The sequence below is a fragment of the Streptomyces sp. S465 genome (assembly GCF_026898115.1).
GTDB classification, from domain to species: domain Bacteria; phylum Actinomycetota; class Actinomycetes; order Streptomycetales; family Streptomycetaceae; genus Streptomyces; species Streptomyces luomodiensis.
The window spans coordinates 2,960,059-2,975,903 of record NZ_CP114036.1 but is presented as its reverse complement, the minus strand read 5'-3'; the positions used below and the strand labels follow the sequence as shown (position 1 = coordinate 2,975,903).

The following is a 15,845-nucleotide window of genomic DNA, read 5'->3' as shown; positions in this document are numbered from 1 at the left end:
GCCTGGGTCACGGTGCGGCTCGGGCCAGGTGGTGGCTCCGGTCAGGTGGTGGCCTGGGTTGTGACGCGGCTCGGGGCACGTGGCGGCCTGGGTCACGGCACGGCACGGCTCGGGTCACGTGATGGCCCCGATCACGTGGTGGCCTGGGTCACGGCGCGGCTCCGGGCACGTGGTGGCCCCGGTCATGTGGCGGCCTGGGTCACGGCGCGGCTCGGGCTACGTGATGGCCCCGATCACGTGGTGGCCTGGGTCGTGACCCGGCTCGGGTCGCGGTGCGGCTCGGGGCACGGGCGCGGCTCGGGGCACGTGGTGGCCTGAGTCACGGCGCGGCTCCGGTCACGTGGCGCTCCTGGCCACGTCGCTGCCTGGGGTATGACGCGGTCCGGTCATCGGCCCCGGCCGCGGCGCGGCCCGGGGCAGGGCGCGGACGCGGCCACGCGGCGGACCCCCATACGCGGCGGCCCCCATCACGTGGCGGCGGGCCCCATCACGGCGTGGCTTCCGCGATGCGGCGGTAGGCCATGTCGGCGAGTTGTTGCTGGCCCCGCTTGCTGGGGTGGAACCAGTCCCATTTGCTCAGCTCGGCCGACGTGAAGCGGTACTCGTGCACCGCCGGGTCGTACCGGCACAGCACATCCCGCCCGCAGACGTCCTTCAGCACCTTGTTGTACGCCGTCACCTGGTCCGCCACCCGCTGCCGCCGCTCGTTGGAGGCCGCGTCCATGGCGTCGGAGTCCTTCAGCATGGACGGGCAGATGCCCAGCTTCCAGATCTGCCTGCCGAAGATGTTCTTCCGCCCCTCCGACCACAGCCGCATCAGATTGGGCACGCTGGCCACATACACCTGGGTCTTGGGCAGATCACGGCGCAGCCGGGTGAGGGCCGAGGTGAAGGTGGTGCGGAACTGCTCGGTGGAGGTCATGTCGTCGACCGAGTCCCGGCAGGCGTCATTGGCGCCGATCATCACGGTGATCAGCTTCGGCTTGTGGGCCGCGGCCGCCTCGATCTGGCCGGGGAGGTCGGCCACCACCGCGCCGGTCTTGGCGAAGTTCCAGGCGTTCGTCCCCGCGCGGGCGGTGGCGGTGGGCAGCAGCCGCTGGGCGAGGCTCCGCACATCGGTGCCGGTGGACCAGGACACCTCGGGGCAGTCGGAGAGGACGGAGCAGGCGTCGAAGCCGCGGGTGATGGAGTCGCCCAGGGAGGCGATCGAGCTCGGCCGGGTGTTCCAGACGACCGTCTTGGCGCCGGGTGTCTTCTGGGCGCGGGCCGGACCGTGCCGGGACGGGTCGTCCGAACTGCCGAAGCAGCCCGCCGAGCTCAGCACGGCGGCGGTGGTGAACAGCACCACACCAGTGCGCCCCGCGGTGCGCGGGGCGGTGCGCGGGGTCGGGCGCACGACCGTACGCGTGGCCGAGGAAGCGGCCGCCGATCGCTTCCGGCGTGTCCCGCTGACCCGCATGGCTGTTCCCCCTCCGGCTGTTGGGTGATGTCTATCCGGACCGACGGTACGTCACTCCTCCGGCCGACCCGCACGGTACGTTTTCCTCGTGGTTCCTGTGTTTCCGTGTTTCCCGTGCCAGTTTCTCGTGCCAGGTTGAGCGACGTTCCGGCGGCATGGCGCGCCGCGCGGTAACAGCACCTTACGCCACGTCACATCCTGTCCAGTTTCTAGAGAATTCTGCACGATAAATTTCACTGAAGGTAACGTCGAGACTGGTGTGGGCGTGATCGCTAGGGCAGAATGTGATCCGATGTCCCGGGCGGGACCGGTACGGGCGCGAGGCCGCTGGGGAAGGCACACCTCGAACCGCACAGGAGGTCCCGGTGACGACACGTGGAGTTCTGTATGTGCACTCCGCTCCGCGCGCGCTGTGCCCGCACGTCGAATGGGCCATCGCGGGCGTCCTCGGCGTGCGCGTCACCCTCGACTGGATCAAACAGCCCGCCGCCAATGGCACCTGGCGCGCCGAGTTCTCCTGGCAGGGCGAGGTGGGCACGGCCTCCAAACTGGCGTCCGCGCTCCGCGGCTGGCATCTGCTGCGCTTCGAGGTGACCGCCGAGCCCTGCGCCACCGCCGAGGGCGAGCGCTACAGCTCCACTCCCGAGCTGGGCATCTTTCACGCCGTCACCGGCATGCACGGCGACATCCTGATCCCCGAGGACCGGCTGCGCGCCGCCCTCGTCCGCTCCGCCCGTGGCGAGAGCGAGCTGGAGGAGGAGATCGCCAAGCTGCTCGGCAAGCCCTGGGACGACGAGTTGGAGCCGTTCCGCTACGCGGGTGAGGGCGCGCCCGTGCGCTGGCTGCACCAGGTCGTCTGAGCGCCTGACGCGCCGCCGCCCCTTTGGCTTCGAGCACGCTTCACGTCCTAGCGTGACGGTATGACCGAACAACTCCCGGCAACGTCCGTCGCGGTCCTCGGCACCGGCATCATGGGCTCGGGCATGGCCCGCAACCTCGCCCGCTCCGGGCTCGACGTCCGCGCGTGGAACCGCACCCGCTCCAAGGCCGAGCCGCTCGGCCAGGACGGTGTGCGCGTCACCGACACCCCGGCCGAGGCGGTGGACGGCGCCGATGCCGTCCTGACGATCCTCCACGACGGCGCCGCGGTCCTGGAGACGATGCGGCAGGCCGCCTCCGCGCTGCGCCCCGGAACCGCGTGGATCCAGGCCACCACGGCGGGGCTGGACGCGCTGGAATCGCTCGCCGCGTTCGCCCGTGAGAAGGATCTCGTCCTCGTCGACTCGCCCGTCCTCGGCACCAAGCAGCCCGCGGAGAGCGGACAGCTCGTGGTGCTGGCCGCCGGGCCCAACGCCGTCCGCCCGGTCGTCTGGCCGGTCTTCGACGCCATCGGCAGCCGTACGGTGTGGGTCGGCGACAGCGCCGAGGAGGCCGCCGCCACCCGGCTCAAGCTGGTGCTCAACAGCTGGGTGCTGGGCGTCACCAACGCCACCGCCGAGGCAGCCGCCCTCGCCAAGGGGCTGGGCGTGGACTGGCAGGGCTTCCTGGGCGCGGTGGAGGGCGGACCGCTGGACAACGGCTATATGCGGGCCAAGTCGGCCCAGCTGCTCCGGGGCGACCTCGAGCCCAGCTTCGCGACCAAGACCGCCGAGAAGGACGCCCGGCTGATCGTGGCGGCCGGGGAGCGGGCCGGTGTGCGGCTGGACGTGGCGGCCGCGGGCGCCGAGCGGTTCCGCCGCGCCATCGAGGCGGGCCACGGCGACGAGGACATGGTGGCCTCGTACTTCGCCAGCTTCGACGACACGAAGGGCTGACGCCCCCGAGGACCGGCGCCCCCGAGGACCGGCGCCCCCGAGGACCGGCGCCCCAAGGGCTGACGCCCCCGAGGACCGGCGCCCCCGAGGACCGGCGCCCCCGAGGGCTGACGCCCCCGAGGACCGGTGCCCAAGGGCCGGCCCCCCAAGGGCCGGCGCCCCAAGGGCCGGCGCCCCAAGGGCTGACGCCCCGAGGACTGGCATCCAAGGGGCCGGCGCCCCGAGGACCGGCATCCAAGGGCCGGCGCCCAAGGGCCGGCGCCCCGAGGGCTGACGCCCCGAGGGCTGACGCCCCGAGGGCTGACGCCCCGAGGGCTGACGCCCCGAGGGCTGACGCCCCGAGGGCTGACGCCCCGAGGGCTGACGCCCCGAGGGCTGACGCCCCAAAGGGTCGGCACGCGAAGGGCCCGCCTCCGGTCGGAGCCGGGGGCGGGCCACACGCTTGGGCAGGGCCCCCGGAGGGGGCCGCCGAGGGTCAGACCGTGCGGAAGGCCAGCACCACGTTGTGGCCGCCGAAGCCGAACGAGTCGTTCAGCGCGGCGATCGGGCCCTCACTGGGCAGCGGCCGGGCCTCGCCGGTCACGAAGTCCGCGTCCGCCTCCGGGTCCGGGGTGACGAGGTTGAGCGTCGGCGGGGCGATCCGGTGGTACAGCGCGAGCACGCTGGCCACCGTCTCCACACCGCCCGCGCCGCCGAGCAGATGGCCCGTCATGGACTTGGTGGCGGAGACCGCCATGTGGTCCACGTGGTCGCCGAACACCTTGCGCAGCGCCTTGATCTCCGCCAGGTCGCCCTGCGGCGTCGAGGTCGCGTGCGCGTTGACGTGCGCGATCTCGGCACCGTTGAGGCCGGTGTTCTCCACCAGGTTCTGCAGTGCGTTCCCGATGCCGTTGCCGGACGGCTCCGGCTGGGTGATGTGGTGGGCGTCGGCCGAGATGCCCTGGCCGATGGCCTGTGCGTACACCCGGGCGCCGCGTGCGGCGGCGTGCTCGGCCGACTCCAGGACGATGGCGCCCGAGCCCTCGCCCATCACGAACCCGTTGCGGTCGACGTCGAACGGGCGCGAGGCGCCCTGGGGGTCGTCGTTGTTCTTGGACATCGCCATCATGTTGCCGAAGGCGACCATGGGCAGCGGGTGGATGGACGCCTCGGTGCCGCCCGCGACGACCACATCGGCGCGGCCGGTGCGGATCATCTCGATGGCGTAGCCGATGGCCTCGGCGCCGGACGCGCACGCGCTCACCGGGGTGTGCGCGCCCGCGCGGGCGTTGAGGGCGATGCTGACGTTCGCCGCCGGGCTGTTGGGCATCAGCATCGGCACGGTGTGCGGGGAGACCTTGCGGACCCCCTTCTCGCGCAGCACGTCGTACTGGTCGAGCAGGGTGGTGACCCCGCCGATGCCGGAGGCCACGACCGCGCCCAGCCGGTCGGGGTCGATCGAGGAGTCCTCGCCCGCCTTGGCGGTGAATCCCGCGTCCGCCCACGCCTCACGGGCCGCGATCAGGGCGAACTGGGCCGAACGGTCGAGCTTGCGGGCCTGCGGGCGCGGGATGACGGTGCCCGGGTCGACCGCGGCTTTCGCGGCGATGCGGACCGGCAGTTCGGCCGCCCATTCCTCCTCCAGGAGGCGGACGCCGGACCGGCCGGCCAGCATGGCCTCCCAGGTCGACGAGGCGTCGCCACCCAGCGGCGTCGTGGCACCAACACCGGTGACGACCACGGTGCGATTGGTCGAGTTCACAGGAATTCTTACTCCACGTGTAGAAGGTGCTGGACCTGCCACCGCATGGGTGGCGACAACCGGCCTCCCGGGGCTCAGCCCTGGTGCTTGAGGATGTACTCGACGGCGTCGCCGACGGTCTTGAGGTTCTTGACGTCGTCGTCCGGGATCTTCACGTCGAAGCGCTCCTCGGCGGCGACGACCACCTCGACCATGGACAGCGAGTCGACGTCCAGGTCGTCGGTGAAGGACTTGTCCAGCAGGACGTCCTCGGTCGGGATACCGGCGATCTCGTTGACGATCTCGGCGAGACCCTCGAGGATCTCTTCCTGAGTGGCGGCCATTGCGGCGCTCCTTCTTCGGTGTGTTGCGGTGGTGGCGCAGCGTCCGACTTCTGCGGGGCTGCGTGGATATGGACTATGGAGCCTAAGGGAGGGTAACGACCGTCGCTGCGTAGACGAGACCGGCTCCGAATCCGATGACGAGCGCGGTGTCGCCGCTCTTCGCCTGCCCCGTCGCCAACAGCCGCTCCATGGCGAGCGGAATGGAGGCGGCCGAGGTGTTGCCGGTGGTCTCCACATCACGGGCGACCGTGACGTGCTCCGGCAGCTTGAGGGTTTTGATCATCGAATCGATGATCCGCATATTGGCCTGGTGGGGGATGAACGCGTCGAGGTCGTCCGCGCTGACCCCGGCCTCGTCCAGGGCCTGCTGGGCCACCTTCGCCATCTCGTAGACGGCCCAGCGGAAGACCGCCTGGCCCTCCTGGCGCAGCGCCGGGTAGCGCACCTCCGCCGCGTCCTGGTCGCGGTAGACGTCCCAGGGCAGCGTCTGGCTGATGGTGTCGGACTTGTCGCCCTCCGAGCCCCAGACGGTCGGGCCGATCGCGGGCTCCTTGGAGGGGCCGACGACCACGGCGCCGGCGCCGTCACCGAACAGGAAGGCCGTCGCCCGGTCCTCCAGGTCGGTCAGGTCGGAAAGCCGCTCGACGCCGATGACCAGCACGTATTCCGCGGTACCGTCGGTGATCATGCCCTTGGCGAGGGTCAGCCCGTAGCCGAAGCCCGCGCAGCCCGCCGAGATGTCGAACGCGGCCGGCTTGCCGGCGCCCAGCAGATGCGCGATCTCGGTGGCGATCGCCGGGGTCTGCTTGAAATGCGAGACCGTCGAGACGATCACACCGCCGATCTGCTCCGGCGTCAGCCCCGCGTCGGCGATGGCCTTGCCGCCCGCCTCCACCGACATGGCGGCGACCGTCTCGTCCGGACCGGCCCAGTGACGGGTGGCGATGCCCGAGCGGCTGCGGATCCACTCGTCCGAGGAGTCGATGTGCTTGAGGATCTCCTCGTTGGGCACCACCCGGGTGGGCCGGTAGCCGCCGACGCCGAGAATGCGCGCGTACGGGGCGCCCTTGCTGGGCTTGATCTTCGCGGTCATGCTTCTCGGGGCTCCTCTTCGGCCGGTGTGTCGACGGCGGGGACGGCGTGCTCCTCGATCAGCGCACGGGCCGCGTCGAGATCGTCCGGAGTCTTCAGCGCCAGGTTGGTGACGCCCGGCAGGGCGCGCTTGGCGATGCCGGTGAGCGTTCCGCCCGGGGCCAGCTCGATCAGCGCGGTGACCCCCAGCCGCTGGAAGGTCTCCATGCACAGGTCCCAGCGCACCGGGTTGGACACCTGGGCGACCAGCCGCTCGACCACCTCGGCCCCGGACGCCACGACCCCGCCGTCGCGGTTGGAGACGTAAGCGGTGCGCGGATCGGCCGCCGGGACGCCCGCGACCAGGGTCTCGAGCGTGGCGACCGCCGGGGCCATGTGGCCGGTGTGGAACGCGCCGGCCACCTTGAGCGGTACGACGCGGCGCACCCCCTCCGGCTTGTCCTCGGCCAGCGCCGCCAGCTGCTCGGCGGTGCCCGCGGCCACGATCTGCCCGGCGCCGTTGACGTTCGCCGGGGTCAGCCCGTGCTTCTCCAGATGGGCGACGACATCGTCCTGCTCACCACCCAGTATGGCGGCCATGCCGGTCTCGGCACGGCTCGCGGCCTCGGCCATGGCCAGGCCGCGCCGGCGGACCAGCACCATGGCCGCCTCGTCGGTGAACACGCCCGCGGCCGCGGCCGCGGTGATCTCCCCGACGCTGTGGCCCGCGACCGCGCCGATACGGTTCGGCAGCTCCGCGAGACCGGTCGCGCCCTCGACGCCCTCCGCGAACAGCGCGTGGGCGGCGACCAGACCGGCGGCCACCAGCAGCGGCTGGGCCACCGCGGTGTCGCGGATCTCCTCCTCATCGGCCTTCGTGCCGTAGTGGATGAGGTCCAGACCGGAGACGGCCGACCACCAGGCCAGACGTTCGGAGACGCCGGGGAGGTCGAGCCAGGGGGTCAGGAAGCCGGGCTTTTGAGCGCCCTGGCCGGGAGCGACGAGTACGAGCACTCTCACACTCTCTCTTGTGGGGGGTCCGACCCGCCCGTGAGGACAAGGACGAAGAACGGTCAGGGGAATTGTGGGGGTCCGACAAACGGTCAGGGCAATATGTTCGCATCGGCGAGACGGCCCAGGATCAGGGCTATGCGCAGAGTAAACGCCGACCTGACATCGGAAGGCGACCATCCGGTGACGTCGGTCACACGTCGTAGCCGGTAGCGCACGGTGTTCGGGTGAACGAAGAGCATCCTGGCCGCGCCCTCCAGACTGCTCGCCTGCTCGAGGTACACACTCAGCGTCTCCAGCAGCGCGGAACCGGCTTCCTCCAGCGGTCTGTAGATCTCCTCCACCAACTGCTCACGGGCGGCCGGATCCCCGGCCATCGCGCGCTCGGGCAGCAGATCGTCCGCGAGTACCGGACGGGGGGCGTCCGGCCAGGCGGTGCACGCCTTCAGGCCGGCCGCCGCCGCCCCCGCCGAGCGGGTCGCGGCCAGCAGATCGGAGACCACGGGACCGGCCACCACCGGACCCGGGGCATACGGGCCGATCAGCGCCTTCGCCGCCTGGAGCGGATTGTCCGAGCCGCCCGCGACCACCACCAGCCGGTCGCCCAGCACCCCGGTGAGGACCTGGAGCTTGGCGTGGCGGGCGGCCCGCCGGATCGCCTCCACCGTGAGCTCGCTGTCCCCGTCCGGGGCGGTGCCCAGCACCACGCACACATGGTCGGGGGAGTTCCAGCCCAGGGCGGCGGCGCGGGACAGCGCCCCCTCGTCCGCCTCCCCGGACAGCACCGCGTTGACCACCAGCGACTCCAGCCGGGCGTCCCAGGCGCCGCGCGCCTCGGCGGCCTGCGCGTACACCTGGGCGGTGGCGAACGCGATCTCCCGCGCGTACACCAGCAGCGCCTCGCGCAGCACCGACTCATCGCCCGGCGCCGCCACGTCGTCGATCGCCGACTCCATGACCTCGATGGTCGTGCGGACCATCTCCACGGTCTGCCGCAGGGTGATCGCCCGGGTCAGCTCGCGCGGCGCGGTGCCGAACACATCGGTGCTGATCGCCTGGGGCGTCTCGGGATGGCGAAACCATTCGGTGAAGGCCGCGATGCCCGCCTGCGCCACCAGCCCGATCCAGGAGCGGTTCTCGGGCGGCATCGCGCGGTACCACGGCAGCTGCTCGTCCATGCGCGCGATGGCGCTGGCGGCGAGCTTTCCGGAGGACTTCTCCAGGCGGCGCAGGGTGGCACTGTGCGGATGCGGGGTGTTCGAGGCTGGTTCAGGCACGAGGACAAGACTGCCTTATCGGGTGGTGAGCGCTGGGGGCGGGAGGCTACGCGGGGGTAGGGGCGGGGGGAGGTCGGGACGGGCAGATCGGGGCGCACTACCGTGGACCGGGTGATGTGGATACAGCGGTCCGGTGCACGGTATCCGGGCGGGGACGGCGCGGGCATCGAGACGCGCCACGCCTTTTCCTTCTCTGGGCACTACGACCCCGGCAATGTGCGGTTCGGGTCCCTCGTCGCCTGCAACGAGGAGCGGCTCGCCCCCGGCGCGGGCTTCGCCGAACATCCGCACCGCGATATGGAGATCGTCACCTGGGTCGTCCAGGGCGAGCTCACCCACCAGGACTCCACCGGTGCGCGGACCGTGGTGCGCCCCGGCGATGTGCAGCGGCTCAGCGCGGGCAGCGGGGTGCGGCACACCGAGCGCAACGCGGGCGCGGAACCCCTCACCTTCGTCCAGATGTGGCTGGTGCCGGGCCCCGCCGCCGCGGCCGACCCCGGCTACGAGGTGGTGCGCGGCATCGCCGACGGCACCCCGTACGCACTGGAGCGCACCGAGGCGGTGCTGCACGTACGGCGGCTGATGGACGGTGAGCGCACCGCGCTGCCGGACGCGCCGTGGGTGTACGCGCATGCGGTGCGCGGCGCGGTGCGGCTCGACGGGGAGACCCTGGCACCCGGCGACGCGGCCCGGATCACGGGTGCGCGGGGGCTGGAGGCGTGGGCCGAGGGCCCCGCGGAGCTGCTGATCTGGGAGATGCACGCGGAGCCGGTCTTCGGCTGACCGCCGACGCACGCACAGGCGGCAGGCGATAAGCGACAGCCCTTGGCGACCGGTGACCGGCCTCAGCCCAGCTCCGCCAGGATCGCGTCGGTGAGCGTCGGCCAGACCTCGATCGCCCAGGGCCCGAAGGCCCGGTCGGTCAGGGTGACACAGGCGGCGTGCGCGTCCGGGTCCACCCACAGGAACGTCCCCGACTGGCCGAAATGCCCGAAAGTGCGGGGCGAGGAGGAGGCGCCGGTCCAGTGCGGCGACTTGCCGTCGCGTATCTCGAAGCCGAGCCCCCAGTCGTTGGGCCGCTGGTGTCCGTAGCCGGGCAGCACACCCGTGAGACCCGGATGGACCACGGAGGTGGCCTCGGCCAGCGTCTCGGCCGCCAGCAGCCGCGGGGCCTGGAGCTCCGCCGCGAAGCGCACCAGGTCCTCCACGGTCGAGACGCCGTCCTTGGCGGGGGAGCCGGGCAGCTCGGTGGCGGTCATGCCGAGCGGCTCCAGCACCGCCTGGCGCAGGTATTCCGGGAACGGGATGTCCGTGGCCTTGGCGATGTGGTCGCCCAGCACCTCGAACCCGGCGTTCGAGTAGAGCCGGCGGTTGCCGGGCGCGGCGGCCGGCCGGTGCTCGTCGAAGGCGAGCCCCGAGGTGTGCGCCAGCAGATGGCGCACCGTGGAGCCCTCGGGCCCCGCCGGTTCATCCAGCTCCACCGCGCCCTCCTCGACGGCGACCAGCGCGGCGTACGCGGCGAGCGGTTTGGTGACCGAGGCGAGGGGGAATCGGTGGCCGGTCGGGCCGTACGATCCGGCCAGGGTGCCGTCCGCGCGTACAACGGCGGCCGCCGCCGTCGGGACCGGCCAGTTCTCGATCATCCGCAGGCTCTCCATGCCCCAGAGCCTAGTGCCGGGTGCCGCGGGCACTCACGCCGCCCAAGATTCCGCCAAATCTCCGCTTGCTTGGAGTGCACTCCAAGTCAATAGCGTTGAAGACGTCGATGAGGCGTGCGGATCGACGACCTGCGAGAGGTGAATCGGCATGACCGTGTTGGACAGCGCTCCGGTGAAGGTACGCAGCTGTACCGTAAGTACCGGAAGCACCACGCACCCCCGGCCCACCGGGCAGGACCGCTACACGATCAGTGAGGTGGCCGCCCACACCGGGCTGACGGCGCACACCCTGCGCTGGTACGAGCGGATCGGGCTGATGCCGCACGTGGACCGTACCCACACCGGCCAGCGTCGCTTCACCAACCGCGACCTGGACTGGCTCCACCTCGTCGGCAAGCTGCGGCTGACCGGGATGCCGGTCGCGGACATGGTCCGCTACGCCGAGCTGGTGCGGGAGGGCGAGCACACCTTCCCCGAGCGCGAGGAACTGCTGACCACCCACCGCGAGAACGTACGGGAGCGGATCGCCGAGCTGCAGAGCACGCTCGCCGTTCTCGACTACAAGATCGATGTCTACGCTGACGCCCGGAGGGCGTCGGAGAGGGTCTGAACCCCGTATGAGCGACAGCACCAACGAGACGATCGCCATGGTCGGCCTGGGCACCGGCGGACCCGAGGTCGGCGTCCAGGGCCTGGGCTGCATGGGCATGAGCTGGGCCTACGGACCGACCCAGGACGAGGCGGAGGCGCGGGCGACGCTGGAGCGGGCCCTGGAACTGGGGGTCACGCTCTTCGACACCGCCGATGTCTACGGCTTCGGGCGGAACGAGGAGTTCATCTCCCCCTTCGTCCGGGCCAACCGGGACCGGATCACCCTGGCCACCAAGTTCGCCATCCAGCGGAACGAGAACGAGCCGTTCGGCAACCAGCGCATCCGCAACGACCGCCCGTACATCCGCCAGGCCATCGAGGGCAGCCTGCGCCGCCTCGGAGTCGACCACGTCGACCTGTACTACATGCACCGGCGCAACCCCGAGGTGCCGCTGGAGGAGAGCGTCGGCACCATGGCCGAGCTGGTGGCCGAGGGGAAGGTCAAGCACCTCGGGCTGAGCGAGGTCACGGCGAACGAGCTGCGCGCGGCGCACGCGGTGCACCCCATCGCGGCGGTGCAGTCGGAGTGGTCCCTGTTCAGCCGCGATGTGGAGGACGGCGGTGAGAACAGCGTCGTGGCGACCGCCGCGGAGCTGGGCGTCGCCCTCGTGCCGTACTCCCCGCTCGGCCGCGGCTTCCTGACCGGCTCGTTCGTCAACGCCGAGCGGGAGCTGGGCGAGGACGACTTCCGCCGCCGGCAGCCGCGCTTCACCGGCGACAACGCGGCCGCCAACGCCGCGCTGCTGGCGCCCCTCCGCACGATCGCCGAGGCGCGCGGCGCCACGCTCGCCCAGATCGCGCTGGCCTGGGTGCAGCAGCAGGCCCAGGTGCACCGGCTCGCCGTGGTACCGATCCCCGGCACCCGCACCCGCGCCCGGATCGAGCAGAACACCGCCGCGACCCGGATCGAGCTGACCGCGGACGAACTGGCCGCCCTGGAGCCGATCGCCGCACAGGTGGTGGGCGCCCGCTACGCCGACATGAGCGCGACGAGCGCGGGCCGCGCCTAGCCCAGAGCCCAGCGACAGCCGCCGCGCCGCCGCCGCGGTCGTCACGCCGCGCGTGACGCCCGCGCCGGCGGCGGGTTGCGGCACTGCGGGGCACCGCCCGCCGGGGCGCGGCACTGTGCCGACGGTGGGCTGTGGCACCTCCGGGGACGGTTGGCGCCACCGGACGCGTGGGTTGTGGCACTGGGCCGGTGGTGTGGGGCGGTGTGGTCGGTCGGCTCGGCGTGTCGCGGTAGGGCTTGGTGGTGCGTGGGTCGCTTGGCGGTGCGTGGCGGTGCCACCTGGTGGCGGGTTGCGGCACCGGGCCAGCGGTGCGTCGCGGTAGTGCCCGGCGGGTCGCCGCATTGTCCGGTGGGTTGCCCTGCCGCCTGGCGGATCGCGGGCGTCGCCCCGTCGGTGTTCTGGGCCGGGCGGGCCAGCGCGAAGCCGGTCCGGTACGCATACGAAGCGGTACCCGCACAGGCCGGTCCGCGGGCCATCGAGCCGTAGCCGTAGCCGTGGCGGAGGACGGCGGGCGGGGTGTCGGCGGTCGCTGGTTTCTGGGATGGCGAGCCCGGCTGCGGGCCGGCGTGGCCTCGGCCGGGGGTACACCGGGGGTCACTGGCTGCCCGGAGTCACCAGACCCGACTCGTAGGCGAAGATCACCGCTTGCGCGCGGTCGCGGAGTGCGAGCTTGGCCAGCACCCGGCCGACATGTGTCTTCACCGTCTGCTCCGCGAGCACCAGCGACTCGGCGATCTCCTGGTTGGACAGGCCCCGGGCGATCAGCTCCAGCACCTCCGTCTCACGCGGTGTCAGCCGCCCGCGCCGCAGGGCGCGTCCGTCGCGGCGCGGGGCGGGGCGCTGGCGGGCGAAGTCGGCGATCAGCCGGCGGGTGACGGACGGGGCGAGCAGCGCCTCACCCGCCGCCACCACCCGGACCGCCGAGATCAGATCGGCCGGCGGGGCGTCCTTCAGCAGAAAGCCGCTGGCCCCGGCGCGCAGCGCCTCGTAGACGTAGTCGTCCACGTCGAAGGTGGTGAGCATCAGCACCTTCGGCCGGTGGGTGACCCCGCGCGGCGGGTCCAGCAGCTGACGGGCCGCCGTCAGCCCGTCCATCTCGGGCATCCGGACGTCCATCAGCACCACATCGGGGTGGGTGCGGCGGCTGACCTCCACGCCCTCCCGCCCGTCCGGCGCCTCGCCGACGACGTCGATATCGCTCTGCGCGGCGAGCAGCGCGGCGAACCCCGCCCGCACCATCGCCTGGTCGTCGACGATGATCACCTTGATGGTCATGACGGGTCCGTCTCTTCGCGCTGTTCGAGGTCGGTCAGGGGGAGCCGGGCCGCGACGCGGAAGCCGCCGTCGGGCAGCGGGCCGGTGTCGAGCGTGCCGCCGACCAGCCGTACGCGTTCGACCATGCCGACGAGGCCATGGCCGGTGCCGCTGGTCTCCACGGGTCTGGTGGGCGTGCTCTCCGGTGGGCCGTTGACCACCAGCACGGTCAGCGCCGAGCGGTCCTGGGCCGAGACGGCCGAGTCGGCCGAGTCGGCCGAGTCGGCCGAGACGGCCGAGATGGACACCCGGGTGGCGGCGCCCGGTGCGTGCCGCACCACATTGGCCAGCGCCTCCTGCACGATGCGGTACGCGGACAGCCCCACGGCCTGTGGCAGCGGTTCGAGCCCGGCCACGTCCTCGGCGACGGTCAGCGTGGTCGGTATGCCGGCCCGCACGGTCGCCTCGACCAGCTGCGGCACCTGCCGCAGCCCTGGCTGCGGCGCCCGCTCCCCGCGGGTTTCCGCACCGCGTAAGACACCCAGCAGCCGCCGCATCTCGGCGAGCGACTGCCGGGCGGTGGCGGCGATGGTGGAGAACTCCCGCTCCGCCTCGGCGGGCAGACCGCCGATCCGGTACGGGGCGCTGTCCGCCTGCACGGTGATCACGGACATGTGGTGGGCGACCACATCGTGCAGCTCACGGGCGATCCGGGCGCGCTCCTCCAGCAGGGTGCGTCGGGCCCGTTCGGCCTCGCTGATCGTCTCCTGTTCGGCCAGCCGCCGCCGGGCGTCCCCACGCTCGCGCAGCGCGCCGACGACGAGCAGCACCACCCCGCTGAACACGAACAGCACCACGTTGCTGCCGTTGCTCCGCTCCGGGAAGGCCACGCCGAGCGCCACCCCGGCGACGCCGGTGACCAGCCACACCGCCACCAGGGTGCGGGGCGGTTCGCGCAGCGCGAGGGCGAGCAGCAGGAAGAGGTAGCCGATGAGGGCGGCCGGCGGCCAGGGCCACACCTGGCGGTCGGGGTCCGTGGTGCCGAGCACCATCAGCGCGCAGACGATGTCGCTGAGGAGGACGATCCACCACGCCTGAAGGGGACGGGTGACGGACAGCAGCAGCGGGGTGGACTGGGCGACGCCGAACAGCGTGGCGACGCCGCCGCCCACCCCGTATTCGGAGGTCAGGACTTGGGCGGAGACCGGGAGCAGGATCGCGGTGAGGATCATCGCCACGCCGTACGGCACCCGGCGCACCCAGCGCCTGGGCGACCGGGCGAACAGCGGCGTCGCCGGATAGCTGGGGGTCACCAGGGCGCGGGCGAGGGCGCCCACCTGCCGCCGGGCGGCCTTGGGCAGGCTTTCGTGCGCGGTGGACGCCGGGCCGGCGGCCGCGTCCGCCGGCGCGGAGGGAGAACCGGACACCTACAGTTCCGCCAGCAGTTCGGCCTTCTTCGCGCTGAACTCGTCGTCGGTCAGCAGTCCGGCCGTGTGCAACTCGCCCAGATGGCGGATGCGTTCGGCGATGTCGGCGGGGTCGCGGCGCGGGGCGGCGGCCCGTGCCGGGGACGGGGCGCCCTCGGCGCACGGCACCGGGGCGGAGACCTGGATGGCCTCCAGGACGGCCGCGGCGAACGGCAGCGACTGGTGGACGAGTCCGTAGCCCATCCCGAAGACGACGGCCGCGGGGTCCTGGTCGGGGCGGCCGGCGGGCTGGTCCTCGGCGGAGCGGCGCAGCAGCCGCAGATGGCCGTGGCCGTCGCCCTTGGGGGAGCCCTTGCCGGTGCCGTTCCGGGCCGTGCCGTTCCGGGCCGTGCCGTTCCGGGCCGTGCCGTTCCGGGCCGTGCCGTCCTTGGCCGTCGCGTCCTTGGCCGTCGCGTCCTTGGCGGAACCGCCTGCGACGGACCCCCCTTTGGCGGAGCCCTCCTTGGGCGCGGTGCCCGCCGAGCCCCGGCTCTCCGGTGACCGCCACTCCACCCCGGTCAGCTCTTCGATCCGGAAGCGCTGGTCCCCGGCCTTCCACTTCGCCGAGGAGGCGCCGGTCCAGAACCAGCGGAAGGAGATCGCCTTGCCGTCGAAGGACGCCTTGCCGTCGTACGCCTTGAAGGACAGCGGCGCCTGGGGCACGGTCACCAGATACGCCTCGGCGGGGATGCCGGCGTCCGGGCCCAGGACGGCGCGTATCTGTTCCGCGTAGTAGTCGGCGAGGGTCTCCCGCTCCGCTGGCAGCACCAGGCGGTACGGGTCGTACGCCTCCTTGAGCTGGCCGCCGGCCGCGTCCATCAGCGGGTCGGCGCCCGGTCTCGGCACGGCGCGCAACACCACCGTTCCCCGTTTGCCCGGGGTGAGCTCCACCCCGGACAGCGCCTCGTAGGGGATGCGGCGTTCGCCGAGCGTCTGGAGCAGCTTCGGCGTGCGGATCCCCCGTTCGAAGCGGATGAGCACGGAGTCGGTGTCGAACTCCCAGACGGTCTGAAAACCCGCCAGCACATCACCCATGCGGCTCATCGTATGCGGCGGTACCCCGGCCCGTCCCCCTTTGAGGCTACGCGCGTCACTAGAGTTTCCGGTGTT

15 protein-coding genes are annotated in these 15,845 nt (G+C 72.4%); 5 read left to right on the top strand and 10 right to left on the bottom strand.

Annotated features, from left to right (window positions below):
- Nucleotides 1–487: 487 nt before the first annotated feature.
- Nucleotides 488–1,459: an SGNH/GDSL hydrolase family protein gene (locus tag N6H00_RS12905; RefSeq protein ID WP_268971795.1), complete on the bottom strand. Its 972-nt coding sequence runs from the start codon at nucleotides 1,457–1,459 to the stop codon at nucleotides 488–490.
- Between the two features lie 365 nt (nucleotides 1,460–1,824).
- On the opposite strand from N6H00_RS12905, the gene N6H00_RS12900 reads away from it, so the two are divergent.
- Both N6H00_RS12900 and N6H00_RS12895 read left to right on the top strand, forming a co-directional pair.
- Entirely contained in the window at nucleotides 1,825–2,319 is a 495-nt protein-coding gene (locus tag N6H00_RS12900) for a DUF3145 domain-containing protein (RefSeq protein WP_268971794.1), read from the top strand.
- A gap of 60 nt (nucleotides 2,320–2,379) precedes the next feature.
- Nucleotides 2,380–3,273, top strand: coding sequence for an NAD(P)-dependent oxidoreductase (locus N6H00_RS12895; RefSeq protein ID WP_268971793.1), 894 nt, complete (start codon nucleotides 2,380–2,382; stop codon nucleotides 3,271–3,273).
- Between the two features lie 475 nt (nucleotides 3,274–3,748).
- Here the strand turns inward: N6H00_RS12895 and N6H00_RS12890 are convergent, their stop codons facing one another.
- The 5 genes from N6H00_RS12890 to N6H00_RS12870 all read right to left on the bottom strand — a co-directional run bounded on the left by N6H00_RS12890 (nucleotide 3,749) and on the right by N6H00_RS12870 (nucleotide 8,696).
- On the bottom strand, nucleotides 3,749–5,014 hold the full coding sequence (locus N6H00_RS12890; RefSeq protein ID WP_268971792.1) for a beta-ketoacyl-[acyl-carrier-protein] synthase family protein: 1,266 nt from the start codon (nucleotides 5,012–5,014) through the stop codon (nucleotides 3,749–3,751).
- 74 nt (nucleotides 5,015–5,088) lie between these two features.
- A complete protein-coding gene (locus N6H00_RS12885; RefSeq protein WP_014060365.1) occupies nucleotides 5,089–5,337 on the bottom strand; it encodes an acyl carrier protein in 249 nt (82 codons plus the stop codon).
- Nucleotides 5,338–5,419: 82 nt separating this feature from the next.
- Nucleotides 5,420–6,430: a ketoacyl-ACP synthase III gene (locus N6H00_RS12880; protein WP_268971791.1), complete on the bottom strand. Its 1,011-nt coding sequence runs from the start codon at nucleotides 6,428–6,430 to the stop codon at nucleotides 5,420–5,422.
- Nucleotides 6,427–7,422 (bottom strand): ACP S-malonyltransferase, encoded by a 996-nt coding sequence (locus N6H00_RS12875; protein WP_268971790.1) that lies wholly within the window; start codon nucleotides 7,420–7,422, stop codon nucleotides 6,427–6,429. The genes N6H00_RS12880 and N6H00_RS12875 overlap by 4 nt, the downstream gene beginning before the upstream one ends.
- Nucleotides 7,423–7,511: 89 nt before the next feature.
- The gene (locus tag N6H00_RS12870) at nucleotides 7,512–8,696 is read right to left on the bottom strand and encodes a PucR family transcriptional regulator (protein WP_268971789.1); all 1,185 of its coding nucleotides are present in this window, start codon (nucleotides 8,694–8,696) and stop codon (nucleotides 7,512–7,514) included.
- 114 nt (nucleotides 8,697–8,810) lie between these two features.
- Between N6H00_RS12870 and N6H00_RS12865 the strand changes: the two genes are divergently transcribed.
- Nucleotides 8,811–9,479 carry a pirin family protein gene (locus N6H00_RS12865; RefSeq protein ID WP_268976944.1) on the top strand — a complete coding sequence of 223 codons (669 nt, stop codon included), beginning with the start codon at nucleotides 8,811–8,813 and terminating at the stop codon, nucleotides 9,477–9,479.
- Nucleotides 9,480–9,541: 62 nt separating this feature from the next.
- Here the strand turns inward: N6H00_RS12865 and N6H00_RS12860 are convergent, their stop codons facing one another.
- Complete coding sequence (locus tag N6H00_RS12860; RefSeq protein WP_268971788.1) at nucleotides 9,542–10,354, bottom strand: serine hydrolase domain-containing protein; 813 nt, start codon at nucleotides 10,352–10,354, stop codon at nucleotides 9,542–9,544.
- A gap of 148 nt (nucleotides 10,355–10,502) precedes the next feature.
- Here N6H00_RS12860 and N6H00_RS12855 point away from each other — a divergent pair, with 148 nt between their 5' ends.
- Both N6H00_RS12855 and N6H00_RS12850 read left to right on the top strand, forming a co-directional pair.
- Complete coding sequence (locus tag N6H00_RS12855; protein ID WP_268971787.1) at nucleotides 10,503–10,964, top strand: MerR family transcriptional regulator; 462 nt, start codon at nucleotides 10,503–10,505, stop codon at nucleotides 10,962–10,964.
- Between the two features lie 7 nt (nucleotides 10,965–10,971).
- Nucleotides 10,972–12,015, top strand: a complete 1,044-nt coding sequence (locus tag N6H00_RS12850; protein ID WP_268971786.1) for an aldo/keto reductase — start codon at nucleotides 10,972–10,974, stop codon at nucleotides 12,013–12,015.
- A 594-nt stretch (nucleotides 12,016–12,609) separates the two neighbouring features.
- Here the strand turns inward: N6H00_RS12850 and N6H00_RS12845 are convergent.
- The 3 genes from N6H00_RS12845 to N6H00_RS12835 are packed head-to-tail and all read right to left on the bottom strand — an operon-like array spanning nucleotide 12,610 to nucleotide 15,770.
- Nucleotides 12,610–13,290 carry a response regulator gene (locus N6H00_RS12845; protein WP_268971785.1) on the bottom strand — a complete coding sequence of 227 codons (681 nt, stop codon included), beginning with the start codon at nucleotides 13,288–13,290 and terminating at the stop codon, nucleotides 12,610–12,612.
- The gene (locus tag N6H00_RS12840) at nucleotides 13,287–14,696 is read right to left on the bottom strand and encodes a sensor histidine kinase (RefSeq protein WP_268971784.1); all 1,410 of its coding nucleotides are present in this window, start codon (nucleotides 14,694–14,696) and stop codon (nucleotides 13,287–13,289) included. The genes N6H00_RS12845 and N6H00_RS12840 overlap by 4 nt, the downstream gene beginning before the upstream one ends.
- On the bottom strand, nucleotides 14,697–15,770 hold the full coding sequence (locus tag N6H00_RS12835; RefSeq protein WP_268971783.1) for a DUF4429 domain-containing protein: 1,074 nt from the start codon (nucleotides 15,768–15,770) through the stop codon (nucleotides 14,697–14,699).
- Nucleotides 15,771–15,845 lie beyond the last annotated feature (75 nt).

Excerpts from the sequence above, each read along its gene's own strand:
- N6H00_RS12855 (WP_268971787.1), top strand. The coding sequence starts at position 10,503 with ATGACCGTGTTGGACAGCGCTCCGGTGAAGGTACGCAGCTGTACCGTA.
- N6H00_RS12835 (WP_268971783.1), bottom strand. The coding sequence starts at position 15,770 with ATGGGTGATGTGCTGGCGGGTTTTCAGACCGTCTGGGAGTTCGACACC.
- N6H00_RS12895 (WP_268971793.1), top strand. The coding sequence starts at position 2,380 with ATGACCGAACAACTCCCGGCAACGTCCGTCGCGGTCCTCGGCACCGGC.
- N6H00_RS12860 (WP_268971788.1), bottom strand. The coding sequence starts at position 10,354 with ATGGAGAGCCTGCGGATGATCGAGAACTGGCCGGTCCCGACGGCGGCG.
- N6H00_RS12865 (WP_268976944.1), top strand. The coding sequence starts at position 8,811 with ATGTGGATACAGCGGTCCGGTGCACGGTATCCGGGCGGGGACGGCGCG.
- N6H00_RS12905 (WP_268971795.1), bottom strand. The coding sequence starts at position 1,459 with ATGCGGGTCAGCGGGACACGCCGGAAGCGATCGGCGGCCGCTTCCTCG.
- N6H00_RS12885 (WP_014060365.1), bottom strand. The coding sequence starts at position 5,337 with ATGGCCGCCACTCAGGAAGAGATCCTCGAGGGTCTCGCCGAGATCGTC.
- N6H00_RS12845 (WP_268971785.1), bottom strand. The coding sequence starts at position 13,290 with ATGACCATCAAGGTGATCATCGTCGACGACCAGGCGATGGTGCGGGCG.
- N6H00_RS12850 (WP_268971786.1), top strand. The coding sequence starts at position 10,972 with ATGAGCGACAGCACCAACGAGACGATCGCCATGGTCGGCCTGGGCACC.
- N6H00_RS12880 (WP_268971791.1), bottom strand. The coding sequence starts at position 6,430 with ATGACCGCGAAGATCAAGCCCAGCAAGGGCGCCCCGTACGCGCGCATT.